The sequence below is a fragment of the Amycolatopsis sp. CA-126428 genome (assembly GCF_002904335.1).
Taxonomy (GTDB): Bacteria; Actinomycetota; Actinomycetes; order Mycobacteriales; family Pseudonocardiaceae; genus Amycolatopsis.
The window spans coordinates 51,404-64,290 of record NZ_PPHF01000121.1; the positions used below are offsets into that span (position 1 = coordinate 51,404).

The 12,887-nt window shown below is 72.1% G+C and carries 14 protein-coding genes and 1 tRNA gene; 11 read left to right on the forward strand and 4 right to left on the reverse strand.

Annotation, left to right across the window (positions count from 1 at the left end; all coding sequences use genetic code 11):
* The first annotated feature begins 36 nt into the window (after nt 1-36).
* Genes C2L58_RS29120 through C2L58_RS29130 form a run of 3 tightly spaced genes read left to right on the forward strand, consistent with a single transcriptional unit; the run spans nt 37 to nt 3,491 of the window.
* Nucleotides 37-1,131 carry a serpin family protein gene (locus C2L58_RS29120; RefSeq protein WP_103340875.1) on the forward strand — a complete coding sequence of 365 codons (1,095 nt, stop codon included), beginning with the start codon at nt 37-39 and terminating at the stop codon, nt 1,129-1,131.
* Nucleotides 1,128-2,939 (forward strand): glycosyl transferase, encoded by a 1,812-nt coding sequence (locus C2L58_RS29125; protein ID WP_233226005.1) that lies wholly within the window; start codon nt 1,128-1,130, stop codon nt 2,937-2,939. Before C2L58_RS29120 ends, C2L58_RS29125 begins: the two co-directional genes overlap by 4 nt.
* A gap of 15 nt (nt 2,940-2,954) precedes the next feature.
* Nucleotides 2,955-3,491 (forward strand): DinB family protein, encoded by a 537-nt coding sequence (locus C2L58_RS29130; protein WP_103340876.1) that lies wholly within the window; start codon nt 2,955-2,957, stop codon nt 3,489-3,491.
* An 8-nt stretch (nt 3,492-3,499) separates the two neighbouring features.
* On the opposite strand, the gene C2L58_RS29135 is transcribed toward C2L58_RS29130, so the two are convergent.
* Nucleotides 3,500-4,099, reverse strand: coding sequence for a TetR/AcrR family transcriptional regulator (locus C2L58_RS29135; RefSeq protein WP_199191492.1), 600 nt, complete (start codon nt 4,097-4,099; stop codon nt 3,500-3,502).
* Nucleotides 4,100-4,200: 101 nt separating this feature from the next.
* Here C2L58_RS29135 and C2L58_RS29140 point away from each other — a divergent pair, with 101 nt between their 5' ends.
* A complete protein-coding gene (locus C2L58_RS29140; RefSeq protein WP_103340878.1) occupies nt 4,201-4,911 on the forward strand; it encodes a carboxymuconolactone decarboxylase family protein in 711 nt (236 codons plus the stop codon).
* On the opposite strand, the gene C2L58_RS29145 is transcribed toward C2L58_RS29140, so the two are convergent.
* Nucleotides 4,908-5,357 (reverse strand): MarR family winged helix-turn-helix transcriptional regulator, encoded by a 450-nt coding sequence (locus C2L58_RS29145; RefSeq protein WP_103340879.1) that lies wholly within the window; start codon nt 5,355-5,357, stop codon nt 4,908-4,910. The two genes, C2L58_RS29140 and C2L58_RS29145, sit on opposite strands and share 4 nt — an antisense overlap.
* A 24-nt stretch (nt 5,358-5,381) precedes the next feature.
* Between C2L58_RS29145 and C2L58_RS29150 the strand changes: the two genes are divergently transcribed.
* The 3 genes from C2L58_RS29150 (at nt 5,382) to C2L58_RS29160 (ending at nt 8,227) form a co-directional block, all read left to right on the forward strand.
* On the forward strand, nt 5,382-6,740 hold the full coding sequence (locus C2L58_RS29150) for an MFS transporter (protein ID WP_103340880.1): 1,359 nt from the start codon (nt 5,382-5,384) through the stop codon (nt 6,738-6,740).
* Nucleotides 6,741-6,762: 22 nt separating this feature from the next.
* The gene (locus tag C2L58_RS29155) at nt 6,763-7,329 is read left to right on the forward strand and encodes a carboxymuconolactone decarboxylase family protein (protein WP_103340881.1); all 567 of its coding nucleotides are present in this window, start codon (nt 6,763-6,765) and stop codon (nt 7,327-7,329) included.
* A gap of 127 nt (nt 7,330-7,456) precedes the next feature.
* Nucleotides 7,457-8,227 (forward strand): hypothetical protein, encoded by a 771-nt coding sequence (locus tag C2L58_RS29160; protein WP_103340882.1) that lies wholly within the window; start codon nt 7,457-7,459, stop codon nt 8,225-8,227.
* On the opposite strand, the gene C2L58_RS29165 is transcribed toward C2L58_RS29160, so the two are convergent.
* Nucleotides 8,199-9,152, reverse strand: coding sequence for a sigma-70 family RNA polymerase sigma factor (locus tag C2L58_RS29165; RefSeq protein WP_103340883.1), 954 nt, complete (start codon nt 9,150-9,152; stop codon nt 8,199-8,201). The two genes, C2L58_RS29160 and C2L58_RS29165, sit on opposite strands and share 29 nt — an antisense overlap.
* Before the next feature lie 50 nt (nt 9,153-9,202).
* Here C2L58_RS29165 and dnaG point away from each other — a divergent pair, with 50 nt between their 5' ends.
* The 3 genes from dnaG to C2L58_RS29180 are packed head-to-tail and all read left to right on the forward strand — an operon-like array spanning nt 9,203 to nt 12,455.
* Nucleotides 9,203-11,116, forward strand: coding sequence for a DNA primase (gene dnaG / locus C2L58_RS29170; protein ID WP_103340884.1), 1,914 nt, complete (start codon nt 9,203-9,205; stop codon nt 11,114-11,116).
* 1 nt (nt 11,117) lies between these two features.
* The gene (locus C2L58_RS29175) at nt 11,118-11,639 is read left to right on the forward strand and encodes a hypothetical protein (RefSeq protein ID WP_199191493.1); all 522 of its coding nucleotides are present in this window, start codon (nt 11,118-11,120) and stop codon (nt 11,637-11,639) included.
* A gap of 48 nt (nt 11,640-11,687) precedes the next feature.
* A complete protein-coding gene (locus C2L58_RS29180) occupies nt 11,688-12,455 on the forward strand; it encodes a trans-aconitate 2-methyltransferase (protein ID WP_103340886.1) in 768 nt (255 codons plus the stop codon).
* Here the strand turns inward: C2L58_RS29180 and C2L58_RS49935 are convergent.
* Nucleotides 12,445-12,615 (reverse strand): hypothetical protein, encoded by a 171-nt coding sequence (locus tag C2L58_RS49935; RefSeq protein WP_199191494.1) that lies wholly within the window; start codon nt 12,613-12,615, stop codon nt 12,445-12,447. The two genes, C2L58_RS29180 and C2L58_RS49935, sit on opposite strands and share 11 nt — an antisense overlap.
* A gap of 167 nt (nt 12,616-12,782) precedes the next feature.
* Between C2L58_RS49935 and C2L58_RS29185 the strand changes: the two genes are divergently transcribed.
* Nucleotides 12,783-12,855, forward strand: a tRNA-Asn gene (locus tag C2L58_RS29185).
* Nucleotides 12,856-12,887: the final 32 nt, after the last annotated feature.

Here is a 12,887-nt window from a genome sequence, read left to right on the forward strand (position 1 = left end):
GCCGGTCGGGGGTGGCGTTCCGGTACTCTCGCCCGCATGGCCACGGACAGCCACCTCCGGTTCGCCCTCGCCGTCCACTCGGCCCTCGGTGCCGGGGGCGGGAACACCTGCTTTTCGCCGTATTCGGTGGCCAGTGCGCTGACTCTCGCCGCCCTCGCCGCCCGGGGGCGGACCCGGGACGAGCTGGTCGCGCTGCTCGGTGACCCGGGTGAGCAGACCGTCCTGCTGCGGGAGGCCGCCCGGCTCGTCGAAGAGGCGCACAGCAAGGAGCAGCCCGAGCTGGCCCTCGCGAACACGCTGTGGGCGGACGACCGCCTTCCGCTCGAGGACTCCTTCAAGGCCGAACTCGCCGAGTGGCCCGGGGCGGCCGTCGCCAGCGCGCCGTTCGAAAAAGACCCCGAGGCCGCTCGTGCGCTGATCAACGACGACGTCGAGCGCACCACCCGCGGACTGATCCCGCAGCTGCTGCCGCCCGGTTCGATCGACTCCGACGTCGCGGCCGTGCTGGTCAACGCGCTGTACCTGAAAGCCGCCTGGAGGCTGCCGTTCCGCGAGGCGAACACCTCCGACGTGCCGTTCCACGCCCCCTCCGGCACCCGGGACGTGCCGACCATGTGGCTCAGCGAAAGCCTCGGTTACGCGCACACCGGCGGCTGGCAGGTGGTGCAGCTCGTCGCGGCCGGTGGCCTGCAGGCCGTCGTGCTGCTGCCCGACGGCGACCTCGCCGAGGCGGAGCCCCGGCTCGACGCCGCCACCCTGAGCGGCCTGCTCGGCAAGGTCCGCGCCAAGAAGGTCGAACTCTCGCTCCCCAAGGTCTCGCTCGACGCGACCAGCAAGCTCGCCGGCGTGCTTCGCGGCCTCGGCGTGCAGACGATCTTCACCGACCGCGCCGACCTGACCGGGCTCTCGCCGGATCCGCGGCTGACCGTGTCCGAGGTGCTGCACCAGGCCGTGCTGCGCGTCGACGAAGAGGGCTTCGAGGGGGCCGCGGCCACCGCGCTGGTCATGCGCCTCACCTCGATGATGATCGACGACCCGGTCGCCGTCACGGTGGACCGGCCGTTCCTGCTGCTGGTCCGGCACGCCGCGACCGGGGCGCTCTACTTCGTCGCCAGGGTGGTCGAACCGTGAGCTTGAAGTCCGAAGCCGTCCCCGACCTGGTGCCACCCGCTCCCGAACCCCCCGAAGGCCCGAAGCGCTGGGCGTGGCAGGACTCCGCGATCGCCGGCGGGTTCCTGCTGTTCACGATCCTGCTCTACAACGGGCTGTGGTTCGACCTCAAGCGCGGCTACCTCTGGAACGGCGGAGCCGACCAGAGCCAGTGGGAGTGGTACTCGACGGTCGTCGCGAAGGCCGTCCTCCACTTCCAGAACCCGTTCACCACGGACCTGCAGAACTACCCGCAGGGCGTCAACATGGCGGCGAACGCGGCGATGTTCGGCCTGAACGTCCCGCTGGCGCCCTTGACGCTCACCTTCGGCGCGACGCTGACCTGGGCGATCGTGCTCACCGCCGGCCTCGCCGGCACCGCGACCGGCTGGTACTGGGTGATCTCCCGGCACCTGGTCCCGAACCGGACGGCGGCCGCGATCGGCGGCGCGTTCTGCGGCTTCGCGCCGCCGATGATCTCGCACGGCAACGCGCACCCGAACTTCATCGTGCTGTTCGTGCTGCCGTTCATCGCGCTCAAGACCATCCAGATCGCGCACAACGAGCGCCCGGTGCGCAACGGCATCGTGCTCGGGCTGCTCGTCGCGTGGCAGATCCTGCTGGGTGAAGAGCCCCTGGCGATCTTCGCGCTCACCTTCCTCGTCTTCGCGGTCGCGTACTTGATCCCGCACCGCGCGGAAATCCGCGGCATGCTGGCACCACTGGGCAAGGGCATCGGGGTCGGCGCGGTCGTCGCCCTGCTGGTCGCCGGATTCCCGCTGTACTGGCAGTTCTTCGGCCCGCAGAGCTTCCACTCCCTGCTGCACGGTTCGGCGGGCAACGACACCGCGGCGTTCACCCGCTTCGCGACGCAGTCGGTCGCGGGGGCGCCCGAGGCGGCCGCGGACGTCTCGATGAACCGCACCGAGGAGAACGCCTTCTTCGGCTGGCCGCTGATCGTGCTCATGGTGATGCTGACGATCTGGCTGTGGCGTGACGTCGTTTCGCGGGCGCTCGCGATCACGATGTACGTGATGGCGGTGCTGTCGCTGGGCGTCGAGATCACGGTGGCGCACGAGGACACCGGCTTCGCCGGCCCGTGGAAGTGGCTGGGCCGGCTGCCGTTGCTCGACTCCGTGCTCGAGTCCCGGCTCGCGATGGGCTGCATCCCGGTGGTGGGCGCGCTGCTGGCGATCGCGACGCACCGCGTCTGGACGGCGGCGGCCCAGCAGCCGGCGCCGCTCGACGGAACGCCCGCGTTCCCGCTGCGGATGGTCTGGATCGGCGCGGTGGTGGCGGTGCTGCTGCCGATCGCGCCGACGGAGCTGGTGACGCACCAGCGTCCCCTCTCGCCGCCGTTCTTCGCCGACGGCATCTGGCGCCAGTACGTCGCCCCGGGCGGTTCGCTGGTGCCGGTGCCGCTGCCGAGCACCGGGGAGGCCGAGCCGCTGCACTGGCAGGTCGACGCGGGCCTCGGCTACCCGATGCCGGAGGGCTACTTCGTCGGCCCCACGTCCCCGACCGACCGCCGCGGCCGCTACGGTGCCGTCCCGCTGCCGACGTCGGACCTGTTCGCGCAGGTCGAGCGCACCGGTCAGGCCGCCGAGGTCACCGAGGCCGACCGCACGCAGGCGCTCGCGGACCTGCGGGCCTGGAACGCGGACGTGCTCGTGGTCGGGCCGCGGCAGAACCAGGAAGCGCTGAAGTCCACTGTGGAGCTGTTGCTGCGCAAGCCCGCGGAGTTCGTCGGCGGGGTGTGGATCTGGGACGTCCGCCCGCTCACGGCGTGAGTAAGGTCGGCAGCTGTGACCATTGTGGATGAACAAGGACGGCCCGAGCCGCCCGTCGACGCCGACGAAGCCGCAACGCTGCTCGGTTTCCTCGACTACCATCGCGCGACCCTCGCTTGGAAGTGTGCGGGTCTGGACGTGGCCGGTCTGCGGACGACCGTCGCGTCGTCCAAGATGACGCTCGGCGGGCTCCTCAAGCACCTGGCCTACGTCGAGGACCACTGGTTCTCGCGCGTGTTATTCGACCGCCCGCGGGCGGCGCCGTTCGACGCGGTCGACTGGACGGCCACGCCCGACTGGGACTGGGATTCCGCCGCGGACGACACCCCGGAGCAGCTCTTCGGCCTGTGGGAGGACGCGGTCGCCCGCTCGCGGGAGTCGGTGGCGAAGGTCCTGGAGAACGGCCTTTCACAGCCGGCCCGGCGCCCGTGGCCGGACGGCCTGACGCCGAGCCTGCGCTGGATCCTGGTCCACATGGTCGAGGAGTACTCCCGGCACAACGGCCACGCCGACCTCATCCGCGAGTCCATCGACGGCCGCACCGGGGAGTAGCCGGGCGGTCAGAGCCGCAGGCCCACCAGCTTGGCCAGGAACCGGTCCAGCTGCTCGACCGCCGGCGGCCACGGCAGGTCGGGCTCGTTGATCCGCTGCGCCAGCATGCCGTTCACGGCGGTCCGCAGGTCGATGGCGACGGTCGCGGCGTCGTCGGCCGGCGCCAGGCCCGCCTCCATGCACCGCCGGACCGCCTCGGTCGTGCGGGCGACCATCACTTCCTTGAACGGCATTCCGTGCCGCCGGTGGACCTTGCTCTCGTGCAGCACCTTGTAGAGCCCGGAGTGCTCCTGCGCCCACGCCGCCTGGGCCAGGATCCGGGCGCGCAGCGCGGCCGCCGGGTCCGCGGCGGCGTCGGCCGCTTCGTCGCCGGTGCGGACGAGCTCCTCGTGGCAGCGCTGCATGGCCGCCAGCACGAGGGCGTCGCGGTCCGGGAAGTGCAGGTAGACCGACGTCGCCGCGATCGACACCTCGCGCGCGACGGCCCGCAGGGACAGCGCCTCGTCGTCGGCGAGCTCGTCGAGCATCCGGACGGCGGCCGTGACGATCTCGTCCCGCAGCAGCTCGCCCTGGCCGCGGGCGTTCGGGCGGCGTCTCGTCTCTTCCATCGGCACCCAGTGTAGCTGGACACTCTTTACGCTACAGGTGTAGCGTGAATCGCACTACAGCTGTAGCGCTACAAACGTCCATAAAGCTGAAGGAGCCGAGCTTGACCACCACCGAAACCCCCACGAGCCTCGAACGGCTCGCCGCGCTCGACCCCGTGTTCGCCCAGATGGCCGGGGCCACGGCGAAGTTCGTCCGATCGATCCCCGAGCTCACCGACCGCGAGAAGACCTTTTTGTGTGTGACGGCCGACGTCTGCCAGGGGAGCCTGGGCCTGGCGTTCACCGCGCACGTGCGGGCCGGCCTGGCCGCCGGGGTGTCCACTTCGGACGTCCGCGAGCTGCTGCGGTTCGTCTCCTACGACTGCGGCTACCACGCGGCGGCCGCGGGCATCGAGCGGATCGCCGAGCTCGAGGCGGAACTCGGCCTGCCGCGCCCGGACGCCGAACCGCTGGCGCCGGAACTCGTGTCGGCCGGACCGGACGCGGCCCCCAGCCCGTTGCCGGACGCGGTGCGGGCGCGCGTCGGCGAGCTGGACCCGCACTTCGCCGGCTACTTCGACCTGCAGTCGCGGATGCGCACCGGACACGGGCCGGGCACGCTCAGCGAACGCGAGCGCGGCCTGGTCAGCCTCAGTGTCGACGTCCACTACCAGACCCTGGCCGACACGTTCCGCACGCACGTCGGGCGCGCGCTGCGGGGTGGCGCGTCGCCGGAGGACGTCCGGGCGGCGCTGCGGTTCACCGCCCAGTTCGGGGTCACCCGGGCCTGGCACGCCTGGGAAGCGCTGAACCCGATCCTCGCGGAAAGCTAGCCGAGGACCTCGTCCGCGAGTCGGCTCAGGTAGCCGGCGAACCGGTCGCGGTCCTCCTCGGGCCAGTGGCCCACCAGTGCCTCGAACGCCTGACGCTGGTGGGCCTGCGAAGCGCCGAGGAACTCCCTCGCCGCGTCGGTGAGGGTGAGCACCGCGCGGCGCGCGTCGCGAGTCGACGTCGAGCGCTCGACGAAGCCTTCTCGCGCCGCTTCGCTCACCATCCGGCTGGCCACCGAGCGGTCGACGCCCAGCTGGTGGGCCACGTCCGCGACGGTCACCTCCTCGCCGGCCGCCCCGTCGATCGCCTGGATGACGAACAGGTTCGGCACCGTCCACGACCGCGGCGCGCCGGCGGCGAAGCGCTCGACGACGTCCGGGGCCCACTGGCGTGCCCAGTGCCGGACCAGGCGGAACAGCGCCGGGCCACCCTCGCTTGATGTGTGCATAAGACACGTTATAACGTGTGCTTTATGCACGCATCTCGGAACCTCGCCTACGCCGGCCTCCTGCTCGGCATGGCCATGGCCCAGCTGGACGGACTGGTCCTCACCGCGGCCCTGCCGTCGATCGGCGCCGACCTGCACGCCCGGACCGGGCTCGTCGCGGTCACCGCCGCCGGCCTGCTGACTCTCACCGTCGCGACGCCGCTGCACGGCAGGCTCGGTGATCTGTACGGCCGCCGGATCTCCTTCGCGCTGTCGGTCCTCGTGTTCGCAGCCGCCTCCGCGTGGTGCGCCGCCGCGCCCGATCTCGGCTCGCTGATCGCCGCCCGCGCGCTGCAGGGCCTCGGCGGCAGCGGCCTGATCGTCACGGCGATGAGCGCCCTCGGCGAGCTGTTCGACCGCGACGAACTGCTGCGCCGCCAGGGCTGGCAGACGGCCGTCTTCGCGGCCGCCACCCTGGGCGGGCCGCCGCTGGGCGGACTGCTCGCGGCCGGGCCCGGCTGGCGGTGGATCTTCCTGGTCAACCTGCCCCTGAGCGTGCCGGCCCTGGTCCTCGGGTGGCGTGGGCTGCCCGCGAAACCGCGTCAGGGCAAGGAAAAGTTCGACGTTCCGGGCAGCGTGCTGCTGGCCGTCGCGGGCGCCGCCGTCGTCGCACTCGGCACCTTCGACGCGCTCGCGAGAAGTCCACTGTGGACGCCGGTGCTGCTCGGAACGACCGTGGCGGCGGGCTTCCTGTTCGTCCGTCGGCAGCGCCGCACGCCGAGCCCGCTGATCTCGCCGAAGGTGTTCGCGGACGCCGTCCTCAAGCGCGCGGTGGTGGTCAACGGCCTGGCGGGCGCCGCCCTCTACGGCACCTTCACCTACGTCGCCCTGGTCGCCGCTTCGGGGGCGGGCGCGGCGGGCACCGGGCTGCTGCTCGTCGCCATGACCGCGGGACAGCTCGTCCTGTCGGCGTCCTTCGCCGCGCTGGCCCGGCGGCACCCGGAGATGACGGGGTGGGGCCGGTCCGGCTGCCTGCTCGGCACGGCCGGGCTCGCCGCGATCGCCGTGGCGGCCGCCGCCGATGGCGCCCCCTGGCTCCTCGCCCCGGGCTTGTTCGCGATCGGCGCGGCCTTCGCCGTCTGCACTTCCGCCTACACCGTCCTCGGCCAGACGCGGGCCGACCGGGCGCTGCTGGGCGTCACGCTGGGATCGCTGACCTTCGCCCGGCAGGCCGGCGGCCTCGCCGGGGCCGCGGTGTTCGGCTGGCTCGCGCTGGCCACGACCGGCGGGCTGGGGGCCCCGGGCCTCACCGTCGTGTTCGCCGCGGCGGCCGTGACGATGCTGGTGGCGTGGCTCACGTCGCCGGTCGTCACATCCACCGGCGCCGTCTCGTCCAGCTCGTAGACGCCGGACGAAGGAGACCGAAATGCCGCGCATCCCCGCCAAGAAGACGTCCGAGGCCGGGCTCTTCCTCAAGCTCGTCTACCGGATCGCCGGCCGCCGCTTCGGCGCGGTGCCCGAGCCGATGGCCGTCACCGCGCACCACCCCGCCCTGCTGCGGACGTCCGTGGTGCACGAGCTGCTGGCCGAGCGCGCGTCGAAGAAGATCCCGGCGAACGTGCGGGAGCTCGCCGTCTACCGGGTCGCGACGCGGATCGGCTGCTCGTGGTGCGTCGACTTCGGCACCATGCTGCAGAAGCACGACGGCCTCGACATCGAGCGGCTGAAGCAGATCGACGCCTACGCGACTTCGCCCGCCTTCAGCCACCAGGAGCGGCTGGCGCTCGCCTACGCCGACGCGATGTCGTCGGACCGGGTGACGGTGACCGACGAGCAGGTCGCCGAGCTCGAGCGCGAGTTCGGCCGCGAGGGCGTCCTCGAGCTGACCTACCAGATCGCGCTGGAGAACTCCCGGGCCCGGATGAACAGCGCGCTGGGCATCGCCGACCAGGGCTTCACCTCCGGCGACGCGTGCCGGGTCCCGCTCCCGTAGCCGGTCGTGAGTGGTAAGGCGGGTTAGAACCCGCCTTACCACTCACGACCACCCGACCACGGGGGGAGCCGGGAGTTCGGCCCCCGGTGGGACGCGCCACCGGGTCCGCCGCGGGACCGTTCTGCCCATGCACCTCGTCGCCAGTGAACGGATCAAGCTCTTCAGCATCGCCACGCCCTGGGTGTGCGGCATCTTCGCCCTGGTCGCGATGGCCTTCCCGGCCGCGATCGCCGCGCTCAGCGCCGGGGAGGCCCACCTGCCGCCCACGGTCGCGAGCACCCAGTTCGGCTACCAGCTCGCCCTGGTCGCCGTGCTGGTGCTGGCCGGGCTCGCGGTGACGAGCGAGTACCACTCCGGCACGATCCACGGCACCTTCCAGGCCGTGCCGAGCCGGACACCGGTGCTGCTGGCCAAGGCCGCGCTCGTCGCCGGGTACGCCTTCCTGCTCGGCGAAGCCGCCGCGTTCACGGCCTGGCTGGTGGCGCGGATCCTCGCCCCGGAGGCCGACCTCGCCCTCGACAGCGCCGCGGACTGGCGGATCGTCGCCGGGACCGGCCCGGTGTTCGCGCTGGCCGCCGTCTGCGGGGTCGGCGTCGGCCTGCTCGTGCGGTACACGGCCGGCGCCGTGGCCGTGCTCGTCGCCTACCCGCTCATGGCCGAGAACGTCGTCCAGCTGATCCCGCGGGCCGGCCGGGCCATCCACCGGTGGCTGCCGTTGAACGCCGTCACGAAGTTCCTCAGCGGGAGCGGGGAAGCCAACGCGGGCCGGGACGGCGGCAACGCCGCGATCCTGTCCGACTCGCCGCTGAGCCCCGGCTGGGCGCTGGCCTACTTCGGCGTCTTCGCCGCGCTCCTGCTCACGGCCGGGATCACGAAGGCGCGTCGCCGGGACGCGTGATCCGGGCCAGCTTGTCCGGGTTCACGACGTCGTAGATCGCCACGATCCTCCCGTCGCGGACGGTCATCGCCTGCACGTGCTCGTCGAGGGCGAAGAAGCCGTCCCGGCCCGGCTGCGGGGCGAGGTACACCCCCAGGTCGCCGTTGACGAGCACCGGCGTGCCGCCGGTGAGCACGCCGGGCGGGTACTTGCCGGCGAGGCCCACGAAGAACCGGGCGATCTTGTCCGCCCCGACGATGAGCTGGCGCGTGGTCCGGCCCTTGCCGTTCGAGTCGCCGATGAGCACGACGTCGGGGGCCAGCAGCTCGGTGATCGCCCGGATGTCGCCGGCCTGCAGGGCGATGACGAACTTCTCGAGGATCTTCGCCTGGTCCTCCAGCGGGGCGCGCGGCGCCGGGTCGGCGTCGGCGAGGGCCTTGCGGCCGCGGGAGGCGTACTGGCGCGCGGCGTCGACCGAGACGCCGAGGGCGTCCGCGATCTCCGCGAACGGCACCGAGAAGGCGTCGTGCAGCACGAACGCGACGCGCTGCTCCGGCGTCAGCTTGTCGAGGACGACCAGCGCGGCCATCCGCAGCCCGTCGTCGCGCACCGCGACGTCCAGCGGGTCCTCGCTCACCGGCCGCCCGAACGGCGTGACGACCGGCTCCGGCAGCCAGTTGCCGACGTAGCGCTCCCGCTGCGCGGCCGCCGACTTGAGCCGGTCGAGGCAAATCCGGCCGACGACCGTGGTCAGCCAGCCCCGCAGGTCCCGGATCGCCGCGCGGCCGGCGTCGTCCAGGCCGGCCAGCCGCAGCCAGGACTCCTGCACCGCGTCCTCGGCGTCGGCGCGCGTGCCGGTCAGCCGGTAGGCCACCCCGATCAGGTGACTGCGGTGCGTGGCGAACTCCGCGGCGAGGGTGTCCTGGGCGGTGGGCGTGGCGGCCATGCCCCGAGTGTGCCGCACACGGGAGGAGCCGGGAAACGGGGAAGACTAGAGTGGGCGGCGTGGCAGGACGGATTCGGGAGAGCGACATCGCGGAGGTGCGCGAGCGGAACCGGATCGACGAGGTCGTCGGGGAGTACGTGGCCCTGCGCCGCGCCGGTGGGGGCAGCCTGAAGGGGCTCTGCCCGTTCCACAACGAGAAGACCCCGTCGTTCAACGTCCGCCCGACGCACGGCACCTTCCACTGCTTCGGCTGTGGCGAGGGCGGCGACGTGATCAAGTTCGTCCAGAAGATCGACCTGATCACGTTCGTGGAGGCCGTCGAGCGGCTGGCCGACCGGGTCGGCATCCGGCTCACCTACGAGGGCGGCGGCGCGACGATCCAGCGCGACCGCGGCAGCCGCACCCGGCTGGTCGAAGCCCACCGCCTGGCCCAGGAGTTCTACGCCGAGCAGCTGGTCACCGACGAGGCGCGCCCGGCGCGGGACTTCCTGTCCGAGCGCGGGTTCGACGCCGCCATGGCGAAGACGTTCGGCTGCGGGTACGCACCCGGCGGCTGGGACAAGCTGACTAAGTTCCTGCTCAACCGCGGCTTCGAGGTCAAGGAACTGCTCACGGCGGGGCTGTCCAAGGAGGGCCAGCGCGGCCCGATGGACCGCTTCCACCGGCGGCTGGTCTGGCCGATCCGCGACGTCGGCAACGACGTCGTCGGCTTCGGCGCCCGGCGGCTGTTCGACGACGACCGGATCTCGGCGAAGTACCTCAACACCGCCGAGTCGCCGATCTACAAGAAGTCCCAGGTCATGTTCGGCCTCGACCTGGCCAAGCGCGAGATCGCGAAGCGGCACCAGGTGGTCGTGGTCGAGGGCTACACCGACGTCATGGCGATGCACGCGTCGGGCGTCCCGACGGCGGTCGCGTCGTCGGGCACGGCGTTCGGCGAAGACCACATGAAGGTGCTGCGCCGGCTGATGATGGACGACGACGCCTTCCGCGGCGAAGTCATCTTCACCTTCGACGGCGACGAAGCAGGCCAGAAGGCCGCGTTGAAAGCCTTCGAAGGCGACCAGACGTTCGCCGGCCAGACGTACATCGCGGTGGCGCCGGACGGCATGGACCCCTGCGAGCTGCGCCTGGCCAAGGGCGACAGCGCGGTGAAGGACCTGGTCGCGCGGCGGACGCCGCTGTTCGAGTTCGTCATCCGTAGCACGCTCAAGAACTACGACCTCGACTCGGTCGACGGGCAGGTCGCGGCGTTGCAGAAGACGGTGCCGATGGTGGCGTCGATCAAGGACCGCGCGGCCCGCGACGGCTACGCGTCGAAGCTCGCCTGGTGGGTGGGCTGGCAGGACGTGGCGCAGGTGGTCAACCGCGTCCGCGGCAGCGCGGGCGCGACGGACAAGCGTGGCGGAGCGCCCCTGCGCCAGCCCGCCCGCGTCGGCGCTCCCGAGGCTCCGGCGGCCCAGGACGTTGTGCGGCCGGCTCCGAAGGACCCGCGGTTCGCCGTGCAGCGCGAGGCGCTGAAGGCCGCGCTGCAGCAGCCCGCGATCGCCGGGCCGGAGTACGACGCCCTGCCGCTGGAGGCGTTCACGCACCCGGTGTACGTCGCGGTGCACGAGGCGGTCTTGAAGGCCGGCGGCGCGGGTTCGGGCCTGACCGGCCCGGCGCTGCTGGACGCGGCCGCCCCGCACTGTCCGGAAGGGACGGTCCGGCGGGTGCTCTCGGAGCTGGCCGTGGAACCGTTGCAGGCCAAGGACGAAGTCGACTCCCGGTACATCTCGTCGATCCTCGCGCGGCTGCAGGAGGGCCTCGTCGGGCGGCAGATCGCGGAGATCAAGGGCAAGCTGCAGCGGCTGTCGCCGGTCGAGGCGCCGGACGACTACCGCGCGCTGTTCGGCGACCTCGTCGCGCTGGAGCAGTACAAGAAGTCGCTGGGCGAGCAGGCGGCCGCCGGCGCGTGGGGCTGAGATGAGTTTGTTGCGCCGGTTGCTGGGCGACCGCACACCGCCGGACTTCGCGGGTTCGCTGGACCCGGGTGAGGACGTCGTGGACAGCGCCCCGGTCGAGGGCGGCGGCCACCTGGTGGTGACGGCCCTGGGCCTGTGGATCCCCGCCGAGGACGGCGCTCGCCGCGTCGGCTGGCACCTCGTCGCCAAGGCGACCTGGGCGGACGGCGTCTTCACGTTGACGGAGTCGTCCGAGGTGGGCAAGGCGGGTGCGGCGGTCGTGCTGGCCGACCTCCCGCCGGTGCGCTTCCGGCTGCCGGCGCCGGGCAAGCTGCCGCGCGAGGCCTACCAGCGCGTCGAGGGCTCGATCCGGTCGCGGCACCGGCAGCAGATCGGTGCCGGGGGAGCGTGGTTCGTCCAGCGCAAGGTGCCCGGCCGCGACGGCACCGTGCTGCAGGTCCGGCCGGACCCCGGCACCGACGTCGCCCTGGTCGAGGCCATCGCCGAGCAGGCGGCCGCGAAGCTGGTCAACCCGGCGGAGTAGCAGTACGCTCGTACTCAGTACAGGCGTACTGTTATGCGGGAGGCTCTCGTGTGGGATCCGGGCAAGTACCTCGACTACGCCGACCTGCGGGCCCGGCCGTTCTACGACTTGATCACGCGCATCGGGGCAACGGCACCACGGCGCGTCGTCGACCTGGGCTGCGGCCCGGGCAACCTGACGGTTTCCCTGCGTGACCGCTGGCCCTCCGCGACTTTGGAATGCAGTGACAGTTCACCCGAAATGGTGACGGCGGCCCGCGCTCGCGGCCTCGACGCGACGTTGCTCGACGTCCGCGACTGGACGCCGGCGCCGGACACCGACGTCGTCGTGTCGAACGCCGTCCTGCAGTGGGTGCCGGACCACGCTGAGTTGCTCCGCCGATGGGCCGCCTCGCTGCCTGCGGGCGCCTACCTGGCCGTGCAGGTGCCGGGCAACTTCAACGCGCCGTCACACGTGCTGACACGCGAACTGGCGGCGTCCCCGGCCTGGGCGTCCCGCTTGACGGAGGTGGTCCTGCGCGAGGACGACGCGGTATCGACCCCCTTGGGGTACGCGAACCTCCTGGCCGACGCGGGCTGCGCGGTGGACGCCTGGGAGACGACGTACGTCCAGCCGTTGCGCGGCCCCTCACCGGTGCTGGAGTGGATCACGGGCACCGCGCTGCGCCCGATCCGCGCGGCCCTGACCGACGCGGAGTGGGAGCGGTTCCGCGCTGCCCTGGCGCCCCGCCTGGACGCGGCCTACCCCGCCCGCGCCGACGGCACGACGTGGTTCGAGTTCCGCCGGGTGTTTTTCGTGGCCCGGATCAGCGCTTGAGCTTCTCTCCGATCTTCGCCCGCGCAACCCCGGCGGCGCCTTGAACCATGGGGTGATCGACGACCCGGCGGTAGGAGCGCACGAGCTGCTCGTACCGCCCCCGGCCTGCCTTGGCGCCCAGTACGTACCCCAGGCCTGCCCCCAGCAGGAACTTCTTCATCCGCGTCCACGCCTTCCGTCGTTAGGTCGTCCGACTGTCCATTGTCCAGGAAAACCGGCCCCGCGGGGGTGGTTGCGCTAAGTGGGGGGTGGTGTCGGAGGCGGTACGGGCATGGGCTAAAGTTCTTCTTGTCGGTCGGAGAGACCGGCACCGGAAGTGAGCCACATTCCCCTGTAGCTCAACTGGCAGAGCATTCGGCTGTTAACCGGAGGGTTCTTGGTTCGAGTCCAAGCGGGGGAGCTTCCAGACGAGAAAGCCCAGGCCAACGGCCT